This is a genomic window from Tardiphaga sp. 768_D3_N2_1 (assembly GCF_052076105.1).
GTDB lineage: Bacteria > Pseudomonadota > Alphaproteobacteria > Rhizobiales > Xanthobacteraceae > Tardiphaga.
Window position 1 is genome coordinate 20104 of the sequence record NZ_CP197245.1, and the last position, 16405, is coordinate 36508.

The 16405-nt window shown below is 61.8% G+C and carries 13 protein-coding genes; 5 read left to right on the forward strand and 8 right to left on the reverse strand.

The features are described 5' to 3' along the window. Positions 1-6: 6 nt before the first annotated feature. Together AB8A27_RS00095 and AB8A27_RS00100 are read right to left on the reverse strand one after the other, a co-directional pair. Positions 7-1908, reverse strand: a complete 1902-nt coding sequence (locus AB8A27_RS00095) for an extracellular solute-binding protein (protein ID WP_441240152.1) — start codon at positions 1906-1908, stop codon at positions 7-9. Between the two features lie 234 nt (positions 1909-2142). Further along, positions 2143-2691 carry a c-type cytochrome gene (locus tag AB8A27_RS00100; RefSeq protein WP_441240153.1) on the reverse strand — a complete coding sequence of 183 codons (549 nt, stop codon included), beginning with the start codon at positions 2689-2691 and terminating at the stop codon, positions 2143-2145. A gap of 208 nt (positions 2692-2899) precedes the next feature. Here AB8A27_RS00100 and AB8A27_RS00105 point away from each other — a divergent pair, with 208 nt between their 5' ends. Next, positions 2900-3640, forward strand: a complete 741-nt coding sequence (locus AB8A27_RS00105) for a 3-deoxy-manno-octulosonate cytidylyltransferase (protein ID WP_441240154.1) — start codon at positions 2900-2902, stop codon at positions 3638-3640. A 21-nt stretch (positions 3641-3661) separates the two neighbouring features. Next, positions 3662-4534: a prephenate dehydratase gene (locus AB8A27_RS00110; protein ID WP_441240155.1), complete on the forward strand. Its 873-nt coding sequence runs from the start codon at positions 3662-3664 to the stop codon at positions 4532-4534. A gap of 74 nt (positions 4535-4608) precedes the next feature. Here the strand turns inward: AB8A27_RS00110 and AB8A27_RS00115 are convergent, their stop codons facing one another. From AB8A27_RS00115 to AB8A27_RS00130, 4 genes are all read right to left on the reverse strand, one after another. Further along, a complete protein-coding gene (locus tag AB8A27_RS00115) occupies positions 4609-5016 on the reverse strand; it encodes a YciI family protein (protein WP_441240156.1) in 408 nt (135 codons plus the stop codon). Positions 5017-5093: 77 nt separating this feature from the next. Beyond that, a complete protein-coding gene (locus AB8A27_RS00120) occupies positions 5094-5315 on the reverse strand; it encodes a VOC family protein (RefSeq protein ID WP_441245067.1) in 222 nt (73 codons plus the stop codon). Next, positions 5225-5539: a VOC family protein gene (locus AB8A27_RS00125; protein ID WP_441240157.1), complete on the reverse strand. Its 315-nt coding sequence runs from the start codon at positions 5537-5539 to the stop codon at positions 5225-5227. The genes AB8A27_RS00120 and AB8A27_RS00125 overlap by 91 nt, the downstream gene beginning before the upstream one ends. A 39-nt stretch (positions 5540-5578) precedes the next feature. After that, the gene (locus tag AB8A27_RS00130; RefSeq protein ID WP_441240158.1) at positions 5579-6595 is read right to left on the reverse strand and encodes an LLM class flavin-dependent oxidoreductase; all 1017 of its coding nucleotides are present in this window, start codon (positions 6593-6595) and stop codon (positions 5579-5581) included. 440 nt (positions 6596-7035) lie between these two features. Between AB8A27_RS00130 and metF the strand changes: the two genes are divergently transcribed. The 3 genes from metF (at position 7036) to AB8A27_RS00145 (ending at position 13354) form a co-directional block, all read left to right on the forward strand. Beyond that, the gene (metF, locus tag AB8A27_RS00135) at positions 7036-7935 is read left to right on the forward strand and encodes a methylenetetrahydrofolate reductase [NAD(P)H] (RefSeq protein ID WP_441240159.1); all 900 of its coding nucleotides are present in this window, start codon (positions 7036-7038) and stop codon (positions 7933-7935) included. A gap of 19 nt (positions 7936-7954) precedes the next feature. Next, positions 7955-11803 carry a methionine synthase gene (gene metH / locus AB8A27_RS00140; RefSeq protein WP_441240160.1) on the forward strand — a complete coding sequence of 1283 codons (3849 nt, stop codon included), beginning with the start codon at positions 7955-7957 and terminating at the stop codon, positions 11801-11803. Positions 11804-13099: 1296 nt separating this feature from the next. Further along, positions 13100-13354 carry a hypothetical protein gene (locus AB8A27_RS00145; RefSeq protein WP_115033884.1) on the forward strand — a complete coding sequence of 85 codons (255 nt, stop codon included), beginning with the start codon at positions 13100-13102 and terminating at the stop codon, positions 13352-13354. Positions 13355-13438: 84 nt separating this feature from the next. Here the strand turns inward: AB8A27_RS00145 and glpK are convergent, their stop codons facing one another. Further along, positions 13439-14938, reverse strand: coding sequence for a glycerol kinase GlpK (gene glpK, locus AB8A27_RS00150; protein WP_092138775.1), 1500 nt, complete (start codon positions 14936-14938; stop codon positions 13439-13441). Between the two features lie 101 nt (positions 14939-15039). Next, positions 15040-16242: an FAD-dependent oxidoreductase gene (locus tag AB8A27_RS00155; protein ID WP_441240161.1), complete on the reverse strand. Its 1203-nt coding sequence runs from the start codon at positions 16240-16242 to the stop codon at positions 15040-15042. Positions 16243-16405 lie beyond the last annotated feature (163 nt).

The following is a 16405-nucleotide window of genomic DNA, read 5'->3' on the forward strand; positions in this document are numbered from 1 at the left end:
TGCTCCTCAAGAGCGCTTGCCGATCTTCGCGGCCCTGTCAGCGTCGTACCACCAGATGGCGGGGAAACCCGACTGCCCGTATTTCGGTGGCTCGGCCGGACGACCGAAGCGATCCCAGCGCGCCGTGCGAACCTTGTTGTAGGTCCATTGCGGCACCACGAAATGATTCCACAGTAGCACGCGATCCAGCGCCTTGGTCGCAGCCACCAGGTCGTCCCGGTCCCTGGTGAAGATCACGCGATCGATCAGCTTGTCGATCGCGGGATTCTTGATGCCGACAATGTTGCGCGAGCCAGCCATATCGGCAGCCTGCGAGCCCCAGAATTCACGCTGCTCGTTACCGGGCGACAGCGACTCCGGCCAGGACGACACGACGACGTCGAAATCCCAGCTACGCAGCCGGTTCTCGTATTGCGTGGCGTCGATGGTGCGAACCGACACGCCGATGCCGAGACGTTCCAGCGATGGCTTGAAGAACAGCATCACGCGTTCGAAGGATGGATCCTCGCCGAGCAATTCCAGCTCAAACGGTGCACCAGTCTTGGCATTGACTAGCTTGCGGTCACGAACTTCGTAGCCCGCTTCCTTGAACAGTTGCAGCGCTTCGCGAAGATTGCCGCGCACATTTTCAGCACTGCCGCCGACCGGATTCGTATAGGGCTTGGTGAATACTTCCGGCGGCACCTCGGCACGCACGGTTTCCAAAATCTCCAGCTCCTTGCCTTCCGGCAGACCAGACGACGCGAGCTCGGTGCCGTCGAAATAGCTGGAGATGCGCTTGTACTGACCGAAGAAGATCTGCTTGTTCATCTCCTCGAAGTCGAACGCATAGTTCAGCGCGCGGCGAACGCGCGGATCCTTGAATTTGTCGCGGCGAATATTAAGCGCAAAACCCTGCATGATGCCGGACGAACGATTCAAAAATTCCTCGAGCAGCACTTTCTTCTCGGCCACTGCGGGGAAGTCATAGGCGGTCGCCCAGTTCTTCGCGCTGTTCTCGGTGCGCCAATCGACCTGATCGCCCTTGAAGGCTTCGAGTGCGACGGTGCCGTCGCGGAAATATTCGTAGCGCAACTCATCGAAATTATTGCGACCCATATTCACATTGAGGTCGCGGCCCCAATAGTCCTTCACACGCTCAACGGATACCGAACGACCCGGCACGAATTCCTTGATGCGATAGGCGGCGCTGCCGAGCGGCGCTTCCAGTGTGGTGCTGCCGATGTCACGCTTGGCGCCGGAGGCGTTTGTGCCCTCCCACCAATGCTTGGGCAGTACCGTGAGCTGGCCGACGATCTGCGGCAATTCGCGGTTGCCGGGCGCGTCGAAGGTGAACTTGATCTCGCGGTCGCCGACCTTCTCGGCTTTCACCACATGACGGTAATAGGCCGAATATTGCGGGTGATATTTCTTGAAGGACTCCAGCGAAAAGATCACGTCCTCGGGGGTCACTGGCTTGCCGTCGTGCCATTTGGCATTCGCGCGCAGGCGGTAGGACACCGAAGAGTAATCCTCGGGATGGCTGACGGCTTCGGCGAGCAGGCCGTATTCGGTCGAGACCTCGTCCAGCGACGCTGTCGTGAGCGACTCGTAGATCAGCCCGACGGCGCCCGCGATGTTGCCCTTCACGCCGGCCACCGCGATGTTGAAATTATCGAAGGTACCGATCGCGATCTGGCGCACGGTGCCGCCCTTGGGCGCTTCCGGATTGACGTAGTCAAAGCGCTTGAAGTCCGCCGGATACTTGATCTCGCCGAACAGCGACAGCGCATGGCGCCATTCTGCACCTCTAGCCGTAGACTGGGCACTTGCTGTACCGATGACGGAGAGGCTGCCTACGCCACCGATGACAGGGGCAAGTGCGGCGAAGGCGCTGGTCTGGAGAAGGCGGCGTCGGGAAATCGTCAATGTGCTGAATCCTGTGAACCGAAGCAGTCTATTAGAACGGCCATATAAGGCGAGGGTTCGACCGATTATGCCGGCTTTTCCGCAGGATACCACCCGTCACGCCGGTTGCATCCTAACGCCTTGCGGCCAAACGTCCCGCTTAAGCTTTGGTAATGCAGATACGAAAACGGCCAGGCTGAGCCTGGCCGTTTAATCGATGATAAATTACCAAGAAACAGCGTTACGACGCCGTCCTCATTTCGCCGCAGTGGGCAGCGGCACCGGCTTATCGGCGAGAGTTGCCAGATAGGCGATCACGTCGGCGCGCTCGCTATCCTTTTGAATGCCGGCGAAGCCCATGGCCGTCCCCGGCACGGTGCCCTTCGGATTGGCGATGAACTTGTTCAGCTCCTCGAAGGTCCAGGTGCCGCCCTTGGCCTTCATGGCCGCCGAGAAGTTGAACCCGGCTTTGCCTTCGCCCACCTTCTCATTGACGACGCCGAACAGGTTCGGGCCAACGCGGTTCGGGCCGCCCTTTTCGAACGTATGGCAGGCGGCGCACTTCTTGGCCGCGGTTGAGCCCTTCTCGACCGAAGCGGTCTGCAGCAGCTTCTCGATCGGTTCGGACGGCGCAGCAGCCGCCTTGGCACCGCCGGCAGCCTCTTCCTTCACGGCAATATCAAAGCCGGGCTTTTCCAAATGCCTCGGCGAAAACACGGCCTGGGCGGTGAAATTCGTCACCATCAGAACCAGGCAGGTGCCGAGAATGGCGCCCATAATCTTGTTGAGTTCGAAGGAGTCCATAGTCGAAAAGCCCCACGCCGTTTTAGGTCATTGGAAGGCCGCTCCAACGGCCTCGACACACTCAGGAATCACGTTCCTGCGGCCCTTGGGCCTGCCGTTTTGAGATAACGGTTTGCCCATCCTCTGGCAACCCGTATAAACGCCGCGCCCTTTGATCTGCATCATACTTTTCGGGGGGAAGATCACTGGAATCCAAGCCGATTTTGCCATGACAGACCCACGCACCCTGGTGCTCATTCCTGCCCGGATGGCCGCCACCCGCCTGCCCGGCAAGCCGCTGCTCGATATTGGCGGGCTACCGATGATCGTGCATGTGGCCCAACGCGCCAAAGAGGCCGGTCTGGGCCGTGTCGCCATCGCCACCGATACCGCAGACATCGCCGAGGCCGTCACGGCCCGTGGGTTCGAGGCCGTCATGACCTCCCCGGACCATCCGTCGGGCTCCGACCGGATTTTTGAGGCCCTGTGCAAACTCGATCCGGGCGGACAGGTCCAGACCATCGTCAATGTCCAGGGCGACCTGCCCACTATTCCGCCCGGCGACATAAGCGCCGCGGTGCGCCTGCTCAACGACCCCACCATCGACATCGCGACGCTGGCGACCGAGATCCACAAGGACGAGGAACACACCAATCCGAGCGTGGTGAAGCTGATCGGCTCGCCGGCCGGGCCTAACCGGCTGCGCGCGCTGTATTTCACCCGCGCCACGGCGCCTTATGGCGACGGGCCCCGTTACCATCATATCGGACTCTACGCCTATCGGCGCGCCGCACTCGAAGGCTTCGTCAAGCTCGCGCCCTCGACGCTGGAGGTCCGCGAAAAGCTCGAACAGCTGCGCGCACTCGAAGCCGGCATGCGGATCGACGCGGCCATTGTCGACAGCGTTCCGCTCGGTGTGGATACCCCCGCCGATCTCGAAACCGCCCGCCGCCTGCTGGCAAAAACCTGAGCGACTGATACAAGGCCCGCCATGACCATTCCCAAAAATCAGATCATGAAGATCGCATTCCAGGGCGAGCCCGGCGCCAATTCCCATATCGCCATCGTCGAGGCGTTCCCGAATGCCGAGCCGCTGCCCTGCGCCACCTTCGAGGATGCGCTGGCCGCGATCACTTCGGGCGAAGCCGATCTCGGCATGATCCCGATCGAGAACTCGATCGCCGGCCGCGTCGCCGACATCCATCATTTGTTGCCGGCATCCGGCCTGCATATCGTCGGCGAGTGGTTTCTGCCCATTCACCACCAGTTAATGGCGCTGCCCGGCACCAAGCTCACCGACATCAAGACGGTAGAGAGCCACGTCCACGCGCTCGGCCAGTGCCGCCGCATCATTCGCAAGCTCGGTATCAAGGCCATCGTTGCCGCAGACACGGCCGGCTCGGCCCGCGCGATTGCAGAACGCGGCGACAAGAGCTGCGCCTCTTTGGCCTCGCGCCTCGCCGCCGATATTTACGGGCTGGAAATTCTCGCCGAGGATGTCGAGGACGAGGATCACAACACCACGCGTTTCGTGATGCTGTCGAAGGACGCCAAGTGGGCACCGCAGGGCTCCGAACCGCTCGTCACGTCTTTTGTATTCCGCGTCCGCAACTTGCCCGCTGCGCTCTACAAGGCGCTTGGCGGTTTCGCCACCAACGGCGTCAACATGACCAAGCTGGAAAGCTACATGGTCGATGGCGAGTTCTTCGCCACGCAGTTCTATGCCGATGTCGACGGCCATCCCGATGACCGGAGCCTCGCTTTCGCGCTCGAAGAGCTGAAGTTCTTCTCACGCGAATTCAGGATCGTCGGCGTCTATCCGGCGCATCCGTTCCGCGCGACCTTCGGCGAGCCGACGAGTTAAACTTACATCTTGCTGTCCGTCATGGCCGGACAAAGCGCGAAGCGCGGCTTCGCGCTGGCCGGGCATGACGAGTTTTAAGACGCTGGCCGAACGTGATCTTCCAAACTGTGCGTCGCCGCCATCGGCGATCCCGGCAGGAATAACTGAACCGGCCGGATCTCATAGACCGCAGTCGGATTGACGCGGCGCAGATCGCGCGCGGTCGCGATGGCGTCCTCGCGGGTGGCGCGATCGACGACATAGAAGCCGAGCAACTGCTCCTTGGTCTCCGCAAAGGGCCCATCGATGACCACGCCGGCACCGGGGCCGCGCAGGGTGAATGCGCCCTTGGTGCCGCCGAGCCGCGCAGCCGGACCCATCTGGCCATCGGCTGTCAGTTTCTCGTGAATCTCGTGAAGACCAGCCATCACGGCAGTGTCTTGATCGGCCGTCCAGGACACGACAACATCTTCGACGTGATAGGCTAGGATCGCATAGAGCATGGGTTATCCTCTGTTTCTTGGTGGCGCCGCCTCAAGGACGTTTCTGCAGTCCCGATTCCGACATTCCTCTCGAAACCTTACGACGCCTCGCAGATCGACGCATCCACCGCAACCAGTTCGACGATATTGCCGTCCGGATCGGTGACGTAAATGGAGCGCCAGCCGATCCATCGGTGTTCGTAGGTGTTCGGCTTGAAACCTGCTTTTGTCAGGGCATCGAGAGCAGGCTGATAGTCCGATAACGCAATCTCCAACGCAAAGTGATGCAGAGTGGGCGCACGCAAATCGGGGCCAACCACTCTGTGTCATCACGATTGGACGGCTGATCGGCCCGGAAAAGACCGACGATTCGATGATGGCCTTCAAAGCCGTCCTCCACTTTGAGAAATACAATCCGATCGTCGAAGGCGCGGAGCAGACTAAGGCCCAGAACATCTCGGTAGAAGCTGATCGCGCGCGGCATATCGCTGACGCGCAAAACGACTTCGCCAAGGCCACGCGGTGTCACCAGGGGCGCCATCATCCCCTCCCATTGTCGCGGCGCTCACTGATCTCGCTGCGCCTAGGCTGCCGCTGTCTGCAACTGAAACACATCCGCCAGCAGATCATAGGACCGCTTCCGGGCCTCATGATCATACATCGCGGTGATGACCATCAGTTCGTCGGCCTGGCAGTCGCTGATGAGTGGCTGCAGTTTTGCCATCACCGTCGCCGGACTGCCCACGAACAACCGCGACCGATTGCGTGCGATCTTCACTTTCTCGGCGTCGCTATAGGGATAGGCCAGCGCCTCCTCGACACTCGGCAGCGGCGCATATTCGCCGCGGTCGCGGCGCAGGCGATTAAGGTCAGCCGATGCGGCAAGGCGTTCGGCTTCGGCGTCCGTCTCGGCGCAAATCACGGCGACCGCAAGAATCGCATGCGGCACCTGCCGCCAACCGGAGGACTTGAAGCGCGCGCGATAGTGCACCATCGCGTCAGCAGCATCGTGGGACGCAAAATGGTGGGCGAAGGCGAAGCCCATACCAACCTGCGCAGCCAGATCCGAACTGTAGTCGCTGGAGCCGAGTAGCCAGAGCGGCGGTAGCGGCACATCATTCGGCATCGCCACGACGTTGTTATAGGGATGACCTTCCGGGAATTGCCGCGTCTCCCACAGTACCAGTTCGCTCAGCCGCTCAAGAAAGTCGTCGCCTTCGCGGCCGGCGAGACGGTTGCGCAGCGCATAGGCTGTCGCGCCGTCGGTGCCTGGCGCACGGCCGAGGCCGAGATCGATGCGGCCGGGAAACAGCGCCTCCAGCATCTTGAAGCGCTCGGCCACCATCAGCGGCGCGTGATTCGGCAGCATCACCCCGCCGGAGCCGACGCGGATATGCTGCGTCACCGCCGCGATCTGCCCGATCATGATTTCCGGCGCCGGGCTCGCGACCGAAGCGAGGTTGTGATGCTCGGCCAGCCAGTAACGGACATAGCCGAGACCATCGGCATGTCTGGCCAGATCGATGCTGTTGCGGAGCGCCGCCGCGGGCGGCGTGCCTGAGGTGACGACCGAGAGGTCGAGAATGGACAACGGGATCATGGGGCCAAGCTAGTGCGTCCGCTCGGGAGGGCAAAGGACGTTTTGGCCAGCCGATGGCTCGTCTCGATGTCCGGCAGTCAGCAGGCCCCTATCGATGGGATAAATTGAGACATAAATTCCATTTTATCGTATCTGCCCACATTCCAAAAGAACTGTCTCAAACGAGATAATATGGATAAATATCAATATAATTAGCTATTTATGGTCTAATTCGTTGCAGAACCGTTCCTGCCCACCCACCTTCATTTCCGCGAGATCATCTGGACGCTTCGGCGTCCTTTGGGCCAATTCCCACCCCATAAGTACTCAGGATGGGCTATTCCACTCCGCAGCCTTAACCTATCTTTGTGCAGTGCAGCCAAAATCTCCGGATCCAACCTTCTGAAGACCTGGCGCCAGATAACAACCGGTACCGCCTTGGGGCGGTGGAGTTCGATGCGATGACCGAGATCAACCCGGCCACCCCCACCAAGCTTCCCAATATCTCCTTCGAATTCTTCCCGCCGAAGACCGAGGAGATGGACCGCACCCTGTGGGACACCATCGAGCGTCTGGCCCCCCTTGCCCCGTCTTTCGTCTCGGTGACCTATGGCGCCGGGGGCTCGACCCGGGAACGCACGCACGCCACCATCGTCCGCCTGCTGAAAGAAACCAGCCTGATCCCGGCGGCGCACCTCACCTGCGTCGGCGCTCCGAAGAGCGAAATCGACGATGTCGTAACCCGCTATCATGAGGCCGGCGTTCGCCACATCGTGGCCCTGCGCGGCGATCCAACCACGGGCATCGGCACGGAATATATACCGCATCCGGATGGTTACAAGACCTCCGCCGATCTGGTCGCCAGCATTCGCAAGCGCTATTCCGACATCGACGTCACCGTCTCCGCCTATCCGGAAAAGCATCCGGAGAGCGCCGACTTCGATGCCGATATCGACGTGCTTGCTGCCAAGGTCGATGCCGGTGCGACGCGCGCGATCACCCAGGTGTTCTTCGATAACGACCTGTATTTCCGTTATCTCGACAAGGTCCGCGCCCGCGGCATCGACATCCCCGTGCTGCCCGGCATCATGCCGATGCATAACTTCAAGCAGGCACGCAGCTTCGTTACCCGCGCCGGCACCACCGTGCCCGACTGGCTCGCCGCCAAGTTCGATGGCCTCGATGACGATGCCGAGACCCGCAAGCTCGTTGCCGCCACCGTTGTGGCCGGCCAAGTGCAGAAACTCGCCAAGCACGGCGTCTCTGATTTCCATTTTTACACCATGAACCGCGCCGATCTGGTCTTCGCGATCAGTCATCTGTTGGGCTTCCGCCCGAATGGCGCGCGCAAAGCTGCTTAAATCAAGGCTGCCTGATCCCATGAGCGTACCCGTATCGTCGACCCGCACCGACCTGTTCAAAGCCGCTTCCGAACGCATCCTCGTGCTCGACGGCGCCATGGGCACCGTGATCCAGGGCCTGATGTTCGACGAGGCGGCGTTTCGCAGCGAGCGATTCAAGGACTTCCACCGCGACATCAAAGGCAACAACGACCTGCTGATCCTGACGCAGCCGGACGCCATCGAGGACATCCACGCGCAATATCTGCGCGCCGGCGCCGACATCGTCGCCACCAATACCTTCTCCTCGACCTCGATCGCGCAGGCCGATTACGACATGGCCGATCTCGCTTACGAGATGAGCCGCGACGGCGCGCGCCTGGCCAAGAACGCCGCAATCAAGGTCGCTGCCGAGGACGGCAAGCCGCGCTTCGTCGCCGGCGCCATCGGCCCGACCAACCGCACCGCCTCGATCTCACCGGATGTCGCCAATCCCGGCTACCGCGCCGTGACCTTCGATGACCTGCGCATCGCCTATAGCGAACAGATCAACGGCCTGCTCGACGGCGGCGCCGATCTCCTGCTGGTCGAAACCATTTTCGACACGCTGAACGCCAAGGCGGCGCTCTACGCGATCGCGGAAATCTGCGAGGCGCGCGGCATCGACGTGCCCGTGATGATCTCCGGCACCATCACCGACAAATCCGGCCGTCTGCTCTCGGGCCAGATGCCGGAAGCGTTCTGGAATTCGGTGAAGCACGCGCGGCCCGCCACCATCGGCTTCAACTGCGCCCTCGGCGCGGAGGACCTGCGCGCCCATATCGCCGATATCGGCCGCGTCGCCGATACGCTTGTTTGCGCCTATCCGAATGCCGGCCTGCCCAATGAATTCGGCCAGTATGACGAGAGCCCCGAATATATGGCGCGCCTGATCGGCGAATTCGCAGCCAGTGGCCTCGTCAACATCGTCGGCGGCTGCTGCGGCACCACGCCGGCGCATATCGCGGCCATTGCCAAGGCTGTCGCGCCCCACAAGCCGCGCATTGTGCCCGAGATCGCACCACTGCTGCGTCTCTCCGGCCTCGAGCCGTTCGAACTGACCTCGGCAATCCCGTTCGTGAATGTCGGCGAGCGCACCAATGTGACCGGCTCGGCGAAATTCCGTCGCCTGATCACCGAAGGCGACTACGCCTCCGCGCTGCAGGTGGCACGCGATCAGGTCGAGAACGGCGCGCAGGTCATCGACGTCAATATGGACGAGGGCCTACTCGACTCCGAGAAGGCGATGGTCGAGTTTCTCAATCTCGTCGCCTCCGAGCCGGACATCGCGCGCGTCCCCGTCATGGTGGACTCGTCAAAGTTCAACGTGATCGAAGCCGGCCTGAAATGCGTTCAGGGCAAGCCCATCGTCAATTCGATCTCCATGAAGGAAGGCGTCGAGAAGTTCATCCACGAAGCAAAGATCGCGCAGCGTCATGGCGCCGCCGTCGTCGTGATGGCCTTCGACGAGGTCGGTCAGGCCGACACCTATGAGCGCAAGATCGATATCTGCAAGCGGGCCTATGACATTCTCGTCAATGACCTGAACTTCCCGCCGGAAGACATCATCTTCGATCCCAACATTTTTGCCATCGCCACCGGCCTCGAAGAGCACAACAATTACGGCGTCGACTTCATCGAGGCCACGCGCTGGATCCGCCAGAACCTGCCGCATGCGCATATTTCAGGCGGCGTTTCCAACCTCTCCTTCTCGTTCCGCGGCAACGAGCCGGTGCGTGAGGCGATGCACTCCGTATTCTTGTATCACGCCATCAAGGCCGGCATGGATATGGGCATCGTCAATGCCGGGCAGATGATCGTCTATGACGATATCGATCCGGAATTGCGCCAGGTCTGCGAGGACACGATCCTCAACCGCGATCCGGGCGCCGGCGAACGCCTGCTCGAACTCGCCGAGAAATTCCGCGGCCAGACCAAGCAGGCCAAGGAGCAGGATCTCTCCTGGCGCGAATGGCCGGTGGAGAAGCGCCTCAGCCACGCGCTGGTGCACGGCATCACGCAATATATCGACGAAGACACCGAAGCTGCGCGCCTCACCGTTGCGCGGCCGCTGCATGTCATCGAAGGCCCGCTGATGGATGGCATGAATGTCGTCGGCGACCTGTTCGGCGACGGCAAGATGTTCCTGCCGCAAGTCGTAAAGTCCGCACGCGTGATGAAGCAGGCGGTGGCTTACCTGATGCCGTTCATGGAGCAGGAGAAGGCCGACAATCTCGCCAAAGGCATCGGCACTGAAGGCGGCCGTTCGTCCGCCGGCAAGATCGTGCTCGCCACCGTGAAGGGCGACGTCCACGACATCGGCAAGAACATTGTCGGCATCGTGCTCCAGTGCAACAATTTCGAAGTCGTCGATCTCGGCGTCATGGTGCCGGCATCGAAAATCATCGAAACCGCCAAGGCTGAAGGCGCCGACATCATCGGTCTCTCGGGCCTGATTACGCCGTCGCTCGACGAGATGACGTTCCTGGCCGGCGAGATGGAACGGCAGGGTTTGAAGATGCCGCTGTTGATCGGCGGCGCGACCACCAGCCGCGTGCATACGGCGGTGAAGATCGACCCGAACTACCGCGCCGGCGCCGTCGTGCATGTCAACGATGCCAGCCGCGCGGTCGGCGTTGCGTCGTCGCTGCTGTCGCCGGAAAAGAGCGAAGCCTATGCAGCCGATGTGCGTGCTGACTATGCCAAGATCTCTGCGGCGCATTTCAAGGCACAGCAGGACAAGAAGCGGCTCTCGCTAACGGCTGCGCGTGCCAATGCGCATGTGGCGGACTTCGGCAAGACCGTGCGCAAGCCGGCATTTTTGGGCATCAAGACCTTCAGCGATTACTCGCTGGAAGAGCTCGCCCGCTATATCGACTGGACACCGTTCTTCCAGACCTGGGAACTGGCCGGTCGTTTCCCGGGCATCCTGACCGATAGTGTCGTCGGCGAAGTCGCGACCTCGCTCTATGCCGACGCGCAGAAGATGCTGAAACAGATCGTCGACGAGAAGTGGTTCACCGCCAAGGCGACTGTCGGCTTCTGGCCGGCCAATGCCGACGGTGACGACATCCGCCTCTATGCCGATGACAGCCGCTCAACCGAGATCGCGACGCTGCATACGCTGCGCCAGCAGCTCGAAAAGCGCGAAGGCCGCTTCAATGCCGCGCTCTCCGACTTCATCGCGCCGAAGGCCTCGAATGTGCCCGATTACATCGGCGCCTTCGTCGTTACCGCGGGGATCGGTGAGGACGTCATCGCCGATCGCTTCAAGAACGCCAATGACGACTATTCGTCGATCCTGTGCAAGGCGCTCGCCGACCGCCTCGCCGAAGCCTTTGCCGAGCGGATGCATGAGCGCGTGCGCAAGGAGTTCTGGGCCTATGCGCCGGACGAGGATATCTCGACCGACGACCTGATCCTGGAGAAGTATCAGGGCATCCGCCCTGCCCCCGGCTATCCCGCGCAGCCCGATCACACCGAAAAGGCGACAATCTTCAGACTGCTCGATGCGGAGAACACGGCGGGCGTGAAACTCACCGAAAGCTACGCCATGTGGCCGGGCTCGTCGGTGTCGGGACTCTATTTCAGCCATCCCGAGAGCTATTACTTCGGCGTCGGCAAGATCGAGCGTGATCAGGTCGAGGAATATGCCGCGCGCAAGAACATGAGCGTGGCGGAAGTCGAACGCTGGCTGGCGCCGATCCTGAACTACATTCCGGGTGCCGGTGCAGAGCCCACATCGGTCACCGTGCCTGCGCCGGCCAATGACGAACTCGCGACGCACCCGCCGGGATGCAATTGCGCGGTGCATATGATGTATCGCGGCAAGAAGGTCGGTGCGAAGTAGCGTTTCCTTTTCCCTCCCCCGCGCTTGCGTGGGGAGGGTGGCCGGCCGTTAGGCCGGTCGGGCGGGGGTGGTGCCACACGCGTCGAGTTCGCGGAGGCACCCCACCCCGGCCTCCACTTCGTCGATGCTTCGCATCGCCTCGTTCGGCCGCCCCTCCCCACTGCGCAGCTTCGCTGCTTGAGGGAGGGAATTCTCCGGCGCCGTCGCGCCATCGCTGATGTGAATGTCAAACAGCCACTACTCTCCAGACATGCGTCATCGCCCCCATTGTTTGCGGCGCGGGGGCGCCGTCGTCTGTCGCATTCCCGCCCCTTGTGAGAGGGCGTGCGGAACGCCGGGTGCCCGTTGCACCCTTGGGCCTGATGCGAATGCGGTCTTCCGCAAGTGAGTGTGCATCAGGACTTTCGGAGGCGCCGAGCAAGTGCCCAGCGTTTCGCCTGCGGTGTTTTTTCGACTTGCTTGCACTTTGCCTCAGCGAACGATCCGATCACCGAATTAAAGTCCCAAGGCGATGGGAAGGGAGCCTCAAGCACTTGGGCCGGACGCGTTTCGATTTGGTCGTCCGTCACACTGTCCAGGGATCTTTCCATCTCAAACCCGGCCGTCTCCTTGCCAGTGGCAGTGCTGGCGCAGATCCGTCCTGCCCGAAGACAGACGTCACCCATGAACCGCGTAACGCCGCATCTCCGGCGTCCACCGCATCCCACCCCGCGAACGTGACGATCGCGATCGCCCCTCTCGGTGGGGCAGGACGGAGGGGATAATAGTCCTTGCGGGGATGTTGTCAACGGGAGATAGGAAAAAATGTTTAAATTAAACCTCCCCGCTGTCGTCCCCGCGCAGGCGGGGACCCATAACCACGGTCGGCGTGATAGAAGCGGCAGAGCTACAACGGACGGCGCTCTTACCAGTTCTCCAGCGTGTATGGGTCCCCGCCTGCGCGGGGACGACGCGGAGAGGTCAGCATGGCCCGCGCTCGTCATTCCGGGGCGTGGCCGGCCTTTGCAGGACGCGAACCCGGAATCTCAGCATGGGAATCTCCAGCGAGTGCAAAACACCCCGGGATTCCCCGCTACTCCAAGTGGATGGCTGAGGTTCGCACTACAGCGGCCTCGCCGCTTTCGTGCGCCCCGGAATGACGAGCGGGAGCCTCACCTGTCGCCATCCGCGTCACCACACATCTCGCAGTTACTCCTTATGATTGCCGCAAAATGATCGTTTCAACTGCGCGGCATTGGAACAAAGCGGATGACCGCAGCTTGTTGCATGCGCAATGTTTGCGTTTGGAGAATTGAAATGAAACGTACCATGATCGCGACAGCCGCCGCGGCACTTCTGGGTCTGGGCTTGATGCTTCCAGCAAACGCCATGCCGGTCGGCGGGCTTGCACCTGCGAGCTCAGCCAGCGACATCATCCAGGTTCGTGGTGGCCATGGCGGCGGACATCACGGCATGCATCGCGGCGGGCGTGGACATCATTACGGCTGGGGCCGCGGACGCGGCCATCACTATGGTTGGTCGCGCGGACGGCATCACGGCTGGCGCTGGTGAACAGCAGCAGACGCGATCAACCTGACATGAACATCATGAAGAGCCGCCCGCACAGGCGGCTCTTTCTGTTTCGCGAGCAAACTTTCAATCCTTCCCCGGATCGCTCGCCAGCACGCCCTTCACGGCCTGCGCCCAGCCCTTCAGTTTGCGCGTGCGCGTGGCTTCGCTCATCACCGGACGGAAGCGATGTTCGAGGCGCCAGTTGTCAGCGAATTTGGCAGGTTCCGGAAATACGCCTGCCTTGAGACCGGCGAGATAGGCAGCACCCAGCGCAGTGGTTTCCTGAATCATCGGGCGATCCACAGGGGCGTTCAAGAGATCGGCGAGGCGCTGCATGGTCCAGTCCGACGCCGTCATGCCGCCATCGACGCGCAGAACAACAGTGGCGGCGGAGACATCCGGCCAGTCGGCGCGCATCGCCGCATAGAGATCGCGCGTCTGATAGCAAACGCTTTCCAGCGCGGCATGGGCGAGTTCGGCGGGGCCGGTGTTGCGCGTGAGACCGAACAGCGCGCCGCGCACGTCGGGATTCCAGTAGGGCGCGCCGAGACCGACAAAGGCCGGCACCAGATAGACCGACTGCAACGAATCGTTCTTGTCGGCAAGCGGCCCGCTCTCGGCCGCGCTCTTGATGATGCCGAGACCGTCGCGCAGCCACTGCACGGCCGAACCTGCAACGAAGATCGAGCCTTCCAGCGCATAGGTCCGCACGCCGTTGAGCTGATAGGCGACAGTGGTGAGCAGCTTGTGCTTCGACACCACCGGCGTGGTGCCGGTATTGAGCAGCGCAAAACAGCCGGTGCCGTAAGTGGACTTGATCATGCCCGGCGCAAAACACGCCTGGCCGATGGTGGCAGCCTGCTGATCCCCGGCGATACCGCCGATCATGATGGAGCCGCCGAACAGATCGGTACTGCCGAAATCGGACGACGAGTCCTGCACCTTCGGCAACATCGCCTTGGGCACGCGGAGCAGCTTCAGCAGCTCGTCATCCCATTCGCCCGTGTGGATGTTAAACAGTTGCGTGCGCGAGGCATTGGTGGCGTCGGTAGCATGCACCTTCCCCGCCGTCAGCCGCCACAACAGATAGCAATCGACGGTGCCGAACAGCAATTCGCCGCGCTCGGCGCGGGCGCGTGCCCCCGGCACGTGATCGAGAATCCAGGCCACCTTGGTGCCGGAGAAATACGGATCGACGATCAGACCGGTTTTCTGGGTGATCAGCGGCTCATGGCCGTCGGCCTTCATCTGCGCGCAGATTTCGGCAGTGCGGCGGTCCTGCCAGACGATGGCGCGGTGCACGGCCTGACCGGTGACACGGTCCCACACCACCACGGTCTCCCGCTGATTGGTGATGCCGATCGCCGCGATATCCTTCGCGGTGACGCCAGCCTTCTTCATCGCCTCGCGGCAAACGGCCAGCGTCGAGGTCCAGATATCCTCGGGCTCGTGCTCGACCCAGCCGGAGGCCGGAAAATGCTGCGGGAATTCCTGCTGCGCGGAGGCCGCGATCGAGATGTCGGCGCGAAAGATCATCGCGCGCGAGGATGTGGTGCCCTGATCGATGGCCATCACGAAAGACATAGGCGTTTCTTCCCGAAAGATTGTGGTCGCGTTGTGTTGGGAGGCGCAGGCAACCGGATTAGCGCGGGCGCGTCAAGCGGTGCGCCAATCGGCAACGGCGGTCAGATCGCGGAGTCGATCATCATGACCAGAGCAGACGTGATCATCGCAAGCTCGCGTGGCAGCGTCTCGCGGGTCCGTCGCACCATGCCCTCGCCCAGCCGGCCGAAGAAACGCGCCCAGCGCTGCGCGCGCCAGTACAGCGAATTCTCTGTTGTCACCGAGCGCAGCGTGAACGCCTTGCCGGTGGCCCAGGCATCGCATTCCAGCTTCAACGGATCGGCATAGTATTGCGCGATCTTGGCCGCATCCATGCCATCAGTGGCGAGCCAGTTCGGGATATGCACGCTGCAGAGCTGCGCCACATCGGTAAAGACCTTGTCGGTACCGCAGCCGCTGCCGGGACATGGCGAGGCAAAGGCGTCGCCGACCAGCACGACGCCAGGCTGGACCACGTTGTCGCTCTCATAGAGATCGACCGGGCGGATCTTGATATCGCCGGATATCTTGTAATCACCGATCAGCGCACGCAGTTTCGGCAGGCAGGCATCGAGCGCCGCCTCCGGCATGCGCCGCATCTGGCGAATCCAGGGATCGTCAGTCTCGCGATAGACGAAAAGGTTGCCGCGCATGGTGTCGCCGATCGGGAACAGCGTGACATAGGCGGTGCGGTGAACCGTGGTTTCCGCAAAATAAGTCAGCGCCGGAAAGGCGAAACGTGCGCGGTTGACGGGCGCGATATCGAAGCCGACCGAGATCGAATGATTGGCCGAGATGACCGGGCGGCCGATATTGAGCTGATTGCGCAGGCTAACGCTGGCGCCATTAGCGAGAATGACGAGGCGCGCGGAAATCTCCTCGCCATTGGACAGGCCGATGGTCTGGCGATTATCCGATGTGGCGATCGACGTCGCCTTGGCATGGATGGTCTCGATGGATGACGGAATCTCGCCGCGTACCGTGTTGACCAGCGTGTCGTAGAGGAAGCCGTGCTGCTGGCTCGGGCGCTTGTCGATGACGCGGCCGAAACGCGCGATCCAGATCTCGTCGTCATGGGTGGCTGCACCGAGCACCGCATCGACGAGACCTGTCTTGCGCAACCGTTCGAGCTGGACGCCGCCGCTGATCTTCTCGCAGCGCAGTTCAGGCGGATGGACCTGATGCGGCTCGATCAGGATCGCGGACACACCGGCACGACCAAGCATTGCCGCAGCCGTCGACCCGGCGAGGCCGCCACCAATGATCGCGATATCCGTCTGCCGCACGGGAACTCTCCAGCTGCGGATATCCGTGCGCCCGAAATGTTAAAAAACGGGAAAGGATTGAGGCATGCGGTGGGGAGTTACCGCGGGAGAATTGTTTCGGGGGTGCCATCGGGCGAAATCTTCTCCACGTCATTGCGAGGAGCCACTTGGCGACGAAGCAATC

Coding starts and splice junctions, on each gene's coding strand:
- AB8A27_RS00145 (WP_115033884.1), top strand. CDS start 13,100: ATGAAACGTACCATGATCGCGACAGCCGCCGCGGCACTTCTGGGTCTG.
- metH (WP_441240160.1), top strand. CDS start 7,955: ATGAGCGTACCCGTATCGTCGACCCGCACCGACCTGTTCAAAGCCGCT.
- AB8A27_RS00100 (WP_441240153.1), bottom strand. CDS start 2,691: ATGGACTCCTTCGAACTCAACAAGATTATGGGCGCCATTCTCGGCACC.
- glpK (WP_092138775.1), bottom strand. CDS start 14,938: ATGTCTTTCGTGATGGCCATCGATCAGGGCACCACATCCTCGCGCGCG.
- metF (WP_441240159.1), top strand. CDS start 7,036: ATGACCGAGATCAACCCGGCCACCCCCACCAAGCTTCCCAATATCTCC.
- AB8A27_RS00130 (WP_441240158.1), bottom strand. CDS start 6,595: ATGATCCCGTTGTCCATTCTCGACCTCTCGGTCGTCACCTCAGGCACG.
- AB8A27_RS00105 (WP_441240154.1), top strand. CDS start 2,900: ATGACAGACCCACGCACCCTGGTGCTCATTCCTGCCCGGATGGCCGCC.
- AB8A27_RS00115 (WP_441240156.1), bottom strand. CDS start 5,016: ATGCTCTATGCGATCCTAGCCTATCACGTCGAAGATGTTGTCGTGTCC.
- AB8A27_RS00110 (WP_441240155.1), top strand. CDS start 3,662: ATGACCATTCCCAAAAATCAGATCATGAAGATCGCATTCCAGGGCGAG.
- AB8A27_RS00125 (WP_441240157.1), bottom strand. CDS start 5,539: ATGATGGCGCCCCTGGTGACACCGCGTGGCCTTGGCGAAGTCGTTTTG.